This window comes from Mycobacterium sp. PSTR-4-N, from assembly GCF_022348085.1.
Classification (GTDB): Bacteria; Actinomycetota; Actinomycetes; order Mycobacteriales; family Mycobacteriaceae; genus Mycobacterium.
This window is the reverse complement of record NZ_JAKRFN010000015.1, coordinates 64,793-76,380: the sequence shown is the minus strand read 5'-3', so window position 1 is coordinate 76,380 and position 11,588 is coordinate 64,793. Positions and strand designations below refer to the sequence as shown.

Annotated in this window: 11 protein-coding genes; 3 read left to right on the top strand and 8 right to left on the bottom strand. The window is 69.9% G+C overall.

Annotation, left to right across the window (positions count from 1 at the left end):
• Window positions 1-34: 34 nt before the first annotated feature.
• Window positions 35-448, top strand: coding sequence for a TIGR03618 family F420-dependent PPOX class oxidoreductase (locus MHN84_RS19295; RefSeq protein ID WP_241206113.1), 414 nt, complete (start codon window positions 35-37; stop codon window positions 446-448).
• Here the strand turns inward: MHN84_RS19295 and MHN84_RS19290 are convergent.
• A complete protein-coding gene (locus MHN84_RS19290) occupies window positions 445-1,578 on the bottom strand; it encodes a Xaa-Pro peptidase family protein (protein ID WP_241206112.1) in 1,134 nt (377 codons plus the stop codon). The two genes, MHN84_RS19295 and MHN84_RS19290, sit on opposite strands and share 4 nt — an antisense overlap.
• Before the next feature lie 121 nt (window positions 1,579-1,699).
• On the opposite strand from MHN84_RS19290, the gene MHN84_RS19285 reads away from it, so the two are divergent.
• Window positions 1,700-2,653 (top strand): 5'-3' exonuclease, encoded by a 954-nt coding sequence (locus MHN84_RS19285; protein ID WP_241206111.1) that lies wholly within the window; start codon window positions 1,700-1,702, stop codon window positions 2,651-2,653.
• A gap of 1 nt (window position 2,654) precedes the next feature.
• Here the strand turns inward: MHN84_RS19285 and MHN84_RS19280 are convergent, their stop codons facing one another.
• From MHN84_RS19280 to MHN84_RS19255, 6 genes are all read right to left on the bottom strand, one after another.
• On the bottom strand, window positions 2,655-3,434 hold the full coding sequence (locus MHN84_RS19280) for a DUF4333 domain-containing protein (RefSeq protein ID WP_241206110.1): 780 nt from the start codon (window positions 3,432-3,434) through the stop codon (window positions 2,655-2,657).
• Window positions 3,435-3,481: 47 nt separating this feature from the next.
• A complete protein-coding gene (locus tag MHN84_RS19275; protein WP_241206109.1) occupies window positions 3,482-6,241 on the bottom strand; it encodes an RNA helicase in 2,760 nt (919 codons plus the stop codon).
• Window positions 6,231-7,178, bottom strand: coding sequence for a twin-arginine translocase subunit TatC (gene tatC / locus MHN84_RS19270; RefSeq protein ID WP_241206108.1), 948 nt, complete (start codon window positions 7,176-7,178; stop codon window positions 6,231-6,233). Before tatC ends, MHN84_RS19275 begins: the two co-directional genes overlap by 11 nt.
• 75 nt (window positions 7,179-7,253) lie before the next feature.
• On the bottom strand, window positions 7,254-7,502 hold the full coding sequence (tatA, locus tag MHN84_RS19265) for a Sec-independent protein translocase subunit TatA (RefSeq protein WP_241206107.1): 249 nt from the start codon (window positions 7,500-7,502) through the stop codon (window positions 7,254-7,256).
• Between the two features lie 30 nt (window positions 7,503-7,532).
• Window positions 7,533-8,507 (bottom strand): YafY family protein, encoded by a 975-nt coding sequence (locus tag MHN84_RS19260; protein ID WP_241206106.1) that lies wholly within the window; start codon window positions 8,505-8,507, stop codon window positions 7,533-7,535.
• Complete coding sequence (locus MHN84_RS19255; RefSeq protein WP_241206105.1) at window positions 8,504-9,505, bottom strand: YafY family protein; 1,002 nt, start codon at window positions 9,503-9,505, stop codon at window positions 8,504-8,506. The genes MHN84_RS19260 and MHN84_RS19255 overlap by 4 nt, the downstream gene beginning before the upstream one ends.
• 71 nt (window positions 9,506-9,576) lie before the next feature.
• Here MHN84_RS19255 and MHN84_RS19250 point away from each other — a divergent pair, with 71 nt between their 5' ends.
• A complete protein-coding gene (locus tag MHN84_RS19250) occupies window positions 9,577-10,188 on the top strand; it encodes a class I SAM-dependent methyltransferase (protein ID WP_241206104.1) in 612 nt (203 codons plus the stop codon).
• On the opposite strand, the gene pafA is transcribed toward MHN84_RS19250, so the two are convergent.
• Complete coding sequence (gene pafA, locus MHN84_RS19245) at window positions 10,172-11,530, bottom strand: Pup--protein ligase (RefSeq protein ID WP_241206103.1); 1,359 nt, start codon at window positions 11,528-11,530, stop codon at window positions 10,172-10,174. The genes MHN84_RS19250 and pafA overlap by 17 nt on opposite strands.
• Between the last annotated feature and the right edge of the window lie 58 nt (window positions 11,531-11,588).

The following is an 11,588-nucleotide window of genomic DNA, read 5'->3' as shown; positions in this document are numbered from 1 at the left end:
GCTGCGATTATGTCCTGCGCTAGCGTGGACGCCGATGGGCAAGGCAACCACGCGGCTGACAGGCGATGCGATCGCATTCCTGACCGAGCGGCATCTGGCGATGCTGACGACGCTGCGGTCCGACAACTCTCCCCACGTGGTCGCCGTCGGATTCACCTTCGACCCGGCCACCCACATCGCCCGCGTGATCACCACCGGGGGCTCGCAGAAGGCCGTCAACGCCGAGCAGCGCGGCGTCGCGGTGCTCAGCCAGGTCGACGGCGCGCGCTGGCTCTCGCTGGAGGGCTCGTCCACGGTGTACACCGAGTCCGACAAGGTGCGCGACGCCGAACGGCGTTACGCGCAGCGTTATCGCACGCCGCGGCCGAACCCCAAGCGGGTGGTGATCGAGGTCCGGGTCGAGCGGGTGCTCGGCTCCTCGGGCCTGCTCGACCGGGGCACCGACTAGCTGCCCACCGGCACGACGACCAGGTCGTGCGGTCGGTTGTTGACCGACACCGCGCCGTCGGCGGTGACGATCACGATGTCCTCGATGCGCGCCCCCCACTCACCCGGGAAGTAGATGCCGGGCTCGATGGAGAAGGCCATTCCCTCCTGCAGCGGCAGGTCGTTGCCGGCGACGATGTAGGGCTCCTCGTGTACCGACAGGCCGATGCCGTGCCCGGTGCGGTGCACGAAGTACTCGGCCAGCCCCTCGGAGGCCAGGACGTCGCGGGCTGCGGCGTCGACCTGTTCGGCGGTGATCCCGGGGCGGACGGCGGCCACCGCCGCCTGCTGGGCCCGCTGCAGCACCGCGTAGCGGCGGGCCACCTCGGGGTCGGGCTCGCCGAGGCTGTAGGTGCGGGTGGAGTCGGAGTTGTAGCCCGGCTCGTAGGGCCCGCCGATGTCGACGACCACGACGTCGCCGACCTGCAGCTCGCGGTCCGAGCATTCGTGGTGCGGATCGGCCCCGTGCGGGCCGGAGCCGACGATGACGAACGCCGCCTCTGAATGCCCCTCGGCGACAATGGCTTCGGCGATGTCGACGGCGACGTCGGCTTCGGTGCGGCCGGGTACGAGGAAGTCCGGTACCCGGGCGTGCACCCGGTCGATCGCGGCTCCGGCCTTGCCGAGCGCGTCGGCCTCGCTGGCGTCCTTGACCATGCGCAGGGTGCGCAGGACCTCGGTGGCGAGCACCGGCATCTCGCCGAGCAGCCCGGCCAGCGGCAGCAGGTGCAGTGCGGGCATCGCGTCGGTCACCGCGACGCTCACCGGGCCCCCGCCGAGCGCGTCGGCGACCAGCGCATAGGGGTCCTCGCCGTCGACCCAGTCCCGCACCGTCACGTCGAGTTCAGGCACCGCCGATTCCTTCAGCGCCGCCAGCTCCATCCGCGGCACCACGATCGTGGCAGGGCCGTCGGCGGGCAGCACCAGGGCAGTCAGCCGCTCGAAGGTCTGCGCCCGGGAGCCCACCAGGTAGCGCAGGTCGTAGCCGGGGGTGATGACGAGGCCGGCCAGCCCGGCGTCCGCGGCGGCGCGCGCCGCGGCGGCCAGGCGGTGGGCGTACACGTCGGTGCTGAAACGGGACTGTGCGCTCATACCCACCAGGCTAGTGCCCGCGTTCCTTCGCGCGACCAGACGCGAACTCGAGCGACACGCCGGGCAGAACACTCGAGTTCGCGTCTGGTCGCCGGAGAAACGCGCCTGGCAGGATGGCGGCGTGACTGCTCCCCTGGTGCTCCTCGACGGCGCGAGCATGTGGTTCCGCTCGTATTTCGGTGTGCCGTCGTCGATCACCGCACCCGACGGCCGCCCCGTCAACGCAGTGCGAGGGTTCCTCGACGCGGTGGCCACCGTGATCACCCGCGAGCAGCCACACCGCCTGGTCGTGTGCCGTGACGACGACTGGCGCCCGCAGTGGCGCGTCGACCTGGTGCCGTCGTACAAGGCCCATCGGGTGGTGCAGGAGAACCCCGGCGACGAGCCCGATGTCGAGGAGGTACCCGACGAGCTGACCCCGCAGGTCGACATGATCATGGAAATCCTCGATGCGTTCGGTATCGCGACGGCGGGCGCCCCCGAACACGAGGCCGACGACGTGCTGGGCACGTTGGCGAGCCGGGAGACCCGGGACCCGGTCGTCGTCGTCAGCGGGGACCGCGACCTGCTGCAGGTCGTGCGCGACGAGCCCACCCCCGTTCGGGTGCTCTACCTGGGCCGCGGCCTGGCGAAGGCCACCAAGTACGGGCCGGGCGAGGTGGCCGAGAACTACGGTGTGCCGATCGACCGCGCCGGACCGGCCTACGCCGAGCTCGCGCTGTTGCGCGGCGACCCGTCCGACGGACTGCCCGGTGTGGCAGGCATCGGCGAGAAGACCGCCTCGACGCTGCTGACCACATACGGGTCGCTGTCCGAGCTGCGCGCCGCGATCGATGACCCGGGCTCGAAACTCGCCAAGGCGCAGCGCACCAAGCTGCGTGCGGCTACCGACTACCTGGCTGCCGCCGAGCCCGTGGTGCGCGTCGCGACCGACGCGCCCGTCACGTTCTCCACGCCCGACGACACACTGCCGCTGGCCGCCGCACACCCGCGCACGGTCGCAGAACTCGCCCAACGCTACGGCGTGTCGTCCTCGGTCGGCCGCCTGCAGAAGGCGCTCGACGGGCTGCCCTGACCTACTTGGGCCGGCCCACCTCGTAGGTGCCCTTGTCGTCCTGGAAGGTGACCGTCACCTGGCGCTTGGTGCCGTCGATGCTGACTTCGCAGTTGAAGGTGTCGCCCTTCTTCACCGTGGGGCTGACGCCGTTGTTGCATTTGACGTTGCTGACGTTCTTCGCGCCGTACCCGTTGGTCTGATCGGTCAGGATCTGCTGCACACCGGTCTGTGCGGCGTTGACGTCGAGTTTGGTGGTCACGAAGAAACCCGGCTTCCAGAACCCGAGGACCAGCACGACCGCGACGATGATCGCGGCGACCACACCCACGATGGTGCCGATGACGGCCATCGACTTCTTCGAGCCCTCGTCGGAGCCCGGGGCCTGGTAGTTCGGGTACTGGCCGTACTGACCGGGTTGGCCCGGCTGGCCGTACTGACCGGGTTGACCCGGCTGGCCGTACTGCCCGTACTGCGGCTGCTGGCCGTAGGCGCCCGGCGGCCCGTACTGCCCCGGCGGCGGATAACCGGCGGGATTGGCCCCGTACTGCTCGGTCGGCGGGTACTGCTGCGGCGGATAGGTGGGCGGCGCCGTGGGCGGCTGGTACTGCGGGTACTGCTGCGGCGTGTAGGCCGGCGGCTGCCAGGACTGCTGGTCCGGCGCCTGCGGCTGCTGCGACCCTGACGGTGGCTGCCAACCCTGGTTGGCAGCCGACTCGTTCGACGGCTGCTGCTCCGCGCCAGACTCAGGCTGTTGACCCGGCCACTGCTGGTTCGGATCAGATCCCTGCGGTCCGCTCATTTCTCTCCTCGGTCGTGCGCGGCTGTGGCGGTGTAGCTGGCCACACACTACCCGGCATCAACGGCGACGACGCCGCGCCGAACGTCGTCGATGGCGCGTTTCGCGGTCGCCCGCAATGCCTGTGACGGCGCAGTGGTGCGGACCTGATCAGCCAGATCGAGCACCTGACGGCACCATCGCACGAAATCGCCTGCGGGCATCGTGACTCCGGTGCCGGGATCACTGGCGGCCAGCGCCGAGGCGAGATCTCCCGTGCTGGCCCAGCGGTACATGGCGGCGACGAAACCGTCGTCGGGTTCGCGGCTGGGGGCGAGTCGATGCCGCTGCTCGTCGGATCGCAGCTCGGTCCACAGCCGGCGGGTGCGGTTGAGTGCGCGCCGCAGCCGGCCCGTCGGCACGTCGGATCCGTCGGTCGGCCCGTGCGCGTCCCGACGCGATTCGTAGAGCACCGACGACAGGGCGGCGGCGAGTTCCGCGGCGTCGAGGTCCTCCCACACGCCGGTGCGCAGGCATTCGGCGACGAGCAGGTCGGATTCGCTGTAGATGCGGGCCAGCAGGCGGCCGTCGGCGGTGACCGACCGGGTGTCGCCGTCGCCCGCGATGTAACCGCGCTCGGTGAGCAGCACCACGATCCGGTCGAAGGTGTTCGCCAGCGAGTTCGTCGCGGCCGCGATCTTGCGCCGCAACGCCTCGTTGTCGCGCTCCATCTTCAGGTAGCGCTCGGCCAGGCGCACCTTCTCCTCGCGGTCGGGCAGCTGATGGGCCCGGTGGGCCCGCATCCGCTCTCTGAGCGTGGCCAGCTCGGGATCGACGTCGGGTTCGGCGGCCGGACCGCCGCGGCGCGTGCGGACCGACGGGACGTCGAGCCCCGCGGCGGCAGAGGTCAACGCCGATGCGAGATCGCGGCGGGCCCGCGGATTGCGGTGCTCGACGCGTTTGGGAAGGTTCATGCGACCCATCGGGCCGATCGCCCCCGAGTAGTCGGCTGAGGAGATCCGGCCCGCCCAGCGGCCCTCGGTCAGGACCAGCGGGCGCGGATCGTCGTCGTCCCGGGCGGGCTCGAGCACGACGGCCAGCCCGCCACGCCGGCCATGGGTGATCGTGATGATGTCGCCGCGACGCAGCGAGGTCAGCGCGTCGTTGGCGGCTTGCCGGCGCTGCAGCCGGGATGCGCGTGACTGCGCCCGTTCGCGTTCCCCGATCTGCGCCCGCAGCCGCGCGTAGTCGAGGATCGGCGCTCCCCTCCCGCCGAAGTCGGCGGCGAGCTGATCGAGCATCTTCTCCGCCCGTTCGGCCCCGCGCACCAACCCCACCACCGACCGGTCGGCCTGATATTGCGCGAACGACCGCTCGAGCAGCTGATGCGCCTGCTCGGGACCCATCTGGTGCACCAGGTTGATGGTCATGTTGTACGTCGGCGCGAACGAGCTGCGCAGCGGGAACGTGCGCGTCGACGCCAACCCGGCCACTTCGGCAGGGTCGACGTCGGGGTTCCACAGCACCACCGCGTGGCCTTCGACGTCGATGCCGCGCCGGCCTGCCCGACCGGTCAGCTGCGTGTACTCGCCCGGCGTGAGCGGGAGGTGTTGTTCGCCGTTGAACTTCACCAACCGCTCCAGAACCACGGTGCGCGCGGGCATGTTGATGCCGAGCGCCAGTGTCTCCGTGGCGAACACAGCCTTGACCAAACCCGCGGTGAACAGTTCTTCGACGGTGTGCCGGAACACCGGCAGCATGCCCGCGTGATGGGCGGCCAGGCCGCGCAGCAGTCCTTCGCGCCACTCGTGGAAATCCAGGACGATCAGGTCGGAGTCGTTGAGGTCGGCGGTGCGGCGGTCGACGATCTCGGCGATCCGCGCCCGCTCGGAGTCGGTGGTCAGCCGCAGGGACGACCGCAGGCACTGCTTGACCGCCGCATCGCAGCCGGCCCGGGAGAAGATGAACGTGATCGCGGGCAGCAGGTTGCGCTGTTCGAGCACGGTGATCACGTCGGCGCGCCCGGGCGTCCGGTAGATGGTGGGTCGTCCGCCCCGATCTCCTCGGCCTCCGCGGCCCCGGGGCTGCCAGTCGGCGAGGCGGTCGGCTTCGCGGCGATGGGAGATGTGCCGCAACAACTCCGGGTCGACCAGCACGTCGCGGCCGGCGCGCGCAGGCCCCGAGGTCCGGTAGTCGAACAGGTCCATCAGACGTTTGCCGACCATGACGTGCTGCCACAGCGGCACGGGCCGGTGCTCGTCGACGACCACGGTCGTGTCACCGCGCACGGTCTGGATCCAGCCGCCGAATTCCTCGGCGTTGCTCACCGTCGCCGACAGGCTGACCAACCGGACGTCGTCGGGCAGGTGCAGGATCACCTCTTCCCACACGGCGCCGCGCATCCGGTCGGCGAGGAAGTGCACCTCGTCCATGACGACGTGCGAAAGACCGTGCAGAGCGGGCGAATCCGCGTAGAGCATGTTGCGCAGCACCTCGGTGGTCATCACGACCACGTCGGCGTCGCCGTTGATGTTCTGGTCGCCGGTGAGCAGGCCGATGCGCTCGGGGCCGTAGCGGCGCACCAGATCGTTGTGTTTCTGGTTGCTCAGGGCCTTGATCGGTGTGGTGTAGAAGCACTTTCGGCCCGCCGCGAGCGCCAGGTGGACGGCGAATTCGCCGACGACGGTCTTGCCCGCGCCGGTGGGCGCACACACCAGGACCCCGTGGCCGTGGGCCAGCGCGTCGCACGCCCGCCGCTGGAACCCGTCCAGCGCGAACGGGAGCAGTTCGGTGAACGCGGCGACCGGATCGGGGGTCACCTCAGGTTGCATCGTCGTCGATCGACAGCCGCGACGGCGCGGGCACCGGTGATGGCGCCTCCACCGGTTCCGCCGAGCCGATCGGGGCGGCTTCGTCGTCGCTGATGGTGTCGAGGGCACGACGCGCCTTGCGGCGGTCGTTGATGCGGGCGATCTGGATCGCCACTTCCAGCAGGACGGTCAGTGCCAGCGCCAAGGCCAGCATCGAGAACGGGTCAGAGCCGGGAGTGGCGAACGCCGCGAACACGAACAGGCCCATGATCAGCCCGCGCCGCCACGCCTGCAGCCGCACGTAGGTGAGCACGCCGACCAGATTGAGCATCACGATCAGCAGCGGGAACTCGAAGCTGATCCCGAACACGAGCAGCAGGTTGATCAGGAAGCCGAAGTACTGGTCGCCGGACAGAGCCGTCACCTGGACGTCACTGCCGACCGTCAGCAGAAAACCCAGCGCCTTGGACAGCACCACATAGGCCAGCACGGCACCGGTCACGAAGAGCCCCGCGCCGATGGTGACGAAGGCGACCGCGAACCGGCGTTCCCGGCTGTAGAGGCCCGGGGTGATGAACCCCCACAGCTGATAGAGCCAGACGGGGCACGCCATCACCAGGCCCGCGGTCAGACCGACCTTGAGCCGCAGCATGAACTGGTCGAACGGCGCTGTGGCGAGGAGCCGGCATTCCCCGTCGGGGGCGATCGAGGCACGCGCGGAGTCCGGCAGTGAACAGTAGGGCCCGCGCAACCAGTCACCGAGGCTGGGCAGTCCGAAGGCGCCGTGGCTGTACCAGACGAAGCCGAGGATGGTGGTGAGCAGCACCGCGAGGGCCGAGATGAGCAGCCGGGTGCGCAGCTCGGTGAGGTGCTCGACCAACGACATGGTGCCGTCGGGGTTGACCCGCGACCGGCGCCGACGGGGATCGAGCTTCTTGAAGAGTCCTGGGATCTGCACGACGAAGTGGCCTACCTGTTCGCGGGCACTCCGATCACGACGCGGTCAGCTCCCGCGTCGTGTCGAGGTGACGGTTCAGGCGGGGCGCTTGTCCGACGACGGTTCGGTGTGCCCGACGGGCCGCTCGGCGTCCGACACCCGCTCCGAGGAGATCTGGGTCGGCTGGTCCGACTTGCCGTCGGCCTGCATCTCCTTGATCTCCGACTTGAAGATGCGCATCGACTTGCCCAGTGAGCGCGCTGCGTCCGGCAGCTTCTTGGCACCGAAGAGCAGTACGAACACGGCGATGACGATGACCCAGTGCCAGGGTTGTAGACCACCCAATTTGGTTACCTCCAGACGTCGCGGCCGAGTCTACCCGCCGTCCGGGCCCACCCGATAGGCGTCCAGCGCCGCGACCGCTGCCCGTCGCACCCGTTCGGCCAGCTGGTGCGGCTCCAGAACCCGCACCGCAGAGCCGAAACCGAGCACGAACCGGGCCATCCAGTCGTCCGAGGCGTAGGTCATCGCGGCGTCGCACGATCCGTCGGGGTACTCCTGCAGCACGCGCAGCGGGTAGTAGTCGAACATCCACGACGCCGACCGGTCCACGCGCAGCGTCGCGGTCGGCAGCGACGGGTCCGCAGTGTCCGGGTCGAACAGCGATGTGTCGGGGCCGGCCTGCACCGCCGGAGGCGGCGGCGACGACGGTTCGTCGAGCACCCGGGCGTCGACGATCCGGTCGAAGCGGAACAAGCGGACCGCCTCAGCGGTGCGGCACCACGCCTCGAGGTAGCTGTGGTCGGCGACGAGCACCACGCGGATCGGATCGACGACCCTGCTGGTGAGCATGTCGTGGGAAGCCGAGTAGTACTCGATGGCCAGGGCCCGGTCGCTGCGTACCGCGGTGCGCACCGCCGCAGCGGCCTCGCTCTCCGCCGGCGCCGGCTCGTCGACCGCGGCGCCGTCGGCCGAGGCACTACCCGCCGCGGACTCGATCTTGGCGATCGCGCTGCGGGCGGCCTCCGGATCGACCATTCCCGGCACGTCGACCAGGGCGCGAAGGGCCACCAGGATGCCGGTGGCCTCGGGCGAGGTGAGCCGCAGCGGGTGGTCGATACCCGCGGTGAAGGTGACCTCGATGGTGTCCCCGGAGAACTCGAAGTCGATCAGGTCGCCGGGCCCGTAGCCGGGCAGGCCGCACATCCACAGCTGGTTGAGGTCGTCGCGCAGCTGTTTGACGCTCACCCCCAGGTCGGCGGCCGCCTCGTCATAGGTGATCTTCGGGTTGGCCTGGAAATACGGCACCATGTTCAGCAGCCGCACCAGCCGGGTGCTCAGCGCGGTCATGCCTTCACCTGCTCGACGCCGGCCTGTGCCTGCAGACGCGCCACGACGTCGTCGCGCAGCGAGGCCGGCTCCAGCACCACCGCGTCGGCGCCGTAGCTCGCGATCTCGCGGGCCAGCCGGTCGAACATCCCGATGTCGAGCGTGATCTCCTGCCCCAGCCGCCCGCCGAGCGTCTTCGCGCCCACGACCGTGGCTTGGCGGCGCAGCGCGGTCGCCCGCCCGTCGGCGACCCAGACGCGGGCCTGCCCGGCGCCGGGCCAGTCCCCCACCACGCGCGCCACGATCTCGCGCAGATTGACGTCCGCGGGCCGGACCACCGCGCCGGGTTCTCCGATCGGCGTCACGTCGGCGCCGATGCGGGAGAGCCGGAAGGTGCGCACGGCGTCGCGGTCGCGGTCGTGCCCGACCAGATACCAGCGGCCCCGGTCGGTGACCACGCCCCACGGTTCCACGGTGCGCGTGGTGTAGGGCTCGCTGCGGGACGGCCGGTGAGGGAACTGCACCGCGCGGCCGGAATCGATGGCGGACAACAGGATTCCCAGCACGTCCTCGGAGCCGCGCAGCCCGGGCAGCGCCGCCGTCGACGTGATCGTGACGTCGCCGTCGGGTGCGTCGACATCCACGCCGGCGGCGCGCAGCTTCAGCAGTGCGCTCTGCGTCGCGGTGATCAGTTCGGGCGACTCCCACAGCTGGGTGGCCACCGCGACGGCGGCGGCCTCGTCCGCCGTCAGCTCGACGGCGGGCAGCGCGTACGCCTCACGGTTGATCCGGTACCCCTCGGTGGGGTCGGTGGACGACACCCGGCCCGTCTCCAGCGGGATGCCGAGGTCACGCAGTTCGTTCTTGTCGCGCTCGAACATGCGCGAGAACGCCTCGTCACTGGACCCGTCGGAGTAGCCGTAGACGGTGTCCCGGATCCGGTCGGCGGTGATGAACGTGCGCGTCGAGAGCAGCGCGATGACGAGGTTCATCAACCGTTCGACTTTGGAGATCCCCACGGCGTAGAGCTTAGGACGAATCGACGGTGGGCTCGGACGGCTGTCACGGCGAGCCATGGCAGCATGGGCCGATGAGCACCCGCTGGCAGTCCTCCGACCGACCTCGCGGCGCCGACTACGACGCGCGGTGGGCGCAGCTGGCAGAGGCCGGTGAGAGTGTGCACGGCGAAGCGGACCTGGTGGAATCGCTGCTGCGCGCCTCGGGTGGCACCCGGGTCCTGGACGCCGGCTGCGGTACCGGGCGGGTCGCGATCGAGCTCGCCGGGCGTGGCTTCTCCGTCGTCGGTGTCGACGCCGATCCCGCGATGCTGGCGGTCGCGCGGGACAAGGCCCCCGGTCTGCGGTGGGTTCAGGCCGATCTCGTCGACACCGCGACGGTGGTTGCCGGCGAGTTCGACCTGGTGGTGCTGGCGGGCAACGTGATGATCTTCCTCGACCAGGGCACCGAATCGACGGTCGTCGCGCAGCTCACGAGCCGGCTCACCTCCGGCGGCCTGCTCGTGGCGGGCTTCCAGCTGCTCGACGGCAGGCTCTCGCTGCAGCGGTACGACGACATCGCGGCGTCAGCGGGCCTGACGCTCCTGCACCGCTGGGCGACGTGGGAGCGGGCGCCGTTCGACGACGGCGACTACGCGGTCTCGGTGCACGAACTCACCGGGTCATCAGCTACATCGACGCGATGAGCCGTTTGACCCGCTCGTCCACCGACCGGAACGGGTCCTTGCACAGCACCGTGCGCTGGGCCTGATCGTTGAGCTTGAGGTGCACCCAGTCGACCGTGAAGTCGCGCCCGGCTTCCTGTGCGGCACTTATGAATTCGCCGCGCAGCTTGGCCCGGGTGGTCTGCGGCGGGGTGTTGACCGCGGCCTCGATCTCCTCGTCGGTGGTGATGCGCGTGGCCAGGCCCTTGCGCTGCAGCAGGTCGAAGACGCCGCGGCCCCGCTTGATGTCGTGGTAGGCGAGATCGAGCTGGCTGATCTTGGGGTCGGAGAGATCCATGTTGTAGCGATCCTGGTAGCGCTGGAACAGCTTGCGCTTGATCACCCAGTCGATCTCGGTGTCGACCTTGGCGAAGTCCTGGCTCTCGACCGCGTCGAGCTGGCGGCCCCACAGATCGACGACCTGCTCGATCTGGGTGTTGGGTTCGCGGGTCTGCAAATACTCGACGGCGCGTGCGTAGTACTCGCGCTGGATGTCCAAGGCGCTGGCCTGCCTGCCCCCGGCCAGCCGCACGGGCCGGCGGCCGGTCAGGTCGTGGCTGACCTCGCGGATCGCCCGGATGGGGTTGTCCAGCGAGAAGTCCCGGAACGCGACACCGGCCTCGATCATCTCCAGCACCAGCGACGCCGAGCCCACCTTGAGCATCGTGGTGGCCTCGCACATGTTGGAGTCTCCGACGATGACGTGCAGGCGCCGGTACTTCTCGGCGTCGGCGTGCGGCTCGTCGCGGGTGTTGATGATCGGGCGCGAGCGGGTGGTGGCGCTCGAGACGCCCTCCCAGATGTGCTCGGCGCGCTGCGACAGGCAGAACGTCGCCGCCTTGGGCGTCTGCAGCACCTTGCCGGCGCCGCAGATCAGCTGGCGGGTGACGAGGAACGGCAGCAGCACGTCGGAGATCCGCGAGAACTCGCCGGCGCGCACGATCAGGTAGTTCTCGTGGCAGCCGTAGGAGTTGCCCGCCGAGTCGGTGTTGTTCTTGAACAGGTAGATGTCCCCGCCGATGCCCTCGTCGGCCAGGCGTTGCTCGGCGTCGATGAGCAGATCCTCGAGCACCCGCTCGCCGGCGCGGTCGTGGGTGACGAGCTGGGTGAGGTTGTCACATTCGGCGGTCGCGTATTCGGGATGGCTGCCCACGTCCAGATACAGGCGTGCGCCATTGCGGAGGAAGACGTTGCTGCTGCGGCCCCACGACACCACCCGCCGGAACAGGTAGCGGGCGACCTCGTCCGGGCTGAGCCGGCGATGCCCGTGAAAGGTGCAGGTCACGCCGAATTCGGTCTCGATGCCCATGATCCGTCGCTGCACCTCATCGAGACTACAAGCTGGTCGGCGCATGCGTGGGCGCCCACGCCCAAGACGCCTG

Bases quoted from the DNA above. Each gene is read 5' to 3' on its own strand.
- MHN84_RS19250 (WP_241206104.1), top strand. From the start codon at position 9,577: ATGAGCACCCGCTGGCAGTCCTCCGACCGACCTCGCGGCGCCGACTAC.
- MHN84_RS19260 (WP_241206106.1), bottom strand. From the start codon at position 8,507: ATGACCGCGCTGAGCACCCGGCTGGTGCGGCTGCTGAACATGGTGCCG.
- MHN84_RS19290 (WP_241206112.1), bottom strand. From the start codon at position 1,578: ATGAGCGCACAGTCCCGTTTCAGCACCGACGTGTACGCCCACCGCCTG.
- MHN84_RS19275 (WP_241206109.1), bottom strand. From the start codon at position 6,241: ATGCAACCTGAGGTGACCCCCGATCCGGTCGCCGCGTTCACCGAACTG.
- MHN84_RS19280 (WP_241206110.1), bottom strand. From the start codon at position 3,434: ATGAGCGGACCGCAGGGATCTGATCCGAACCAGCAGTGGCCGGGTCAA.
- MHN84_RS19295 (WP_241206113.1), top strand. From the start codon at position 35: ATGGGCAAGGCAACCACGCGGCTGACAGGCGATGCGATCGCATTCCTG.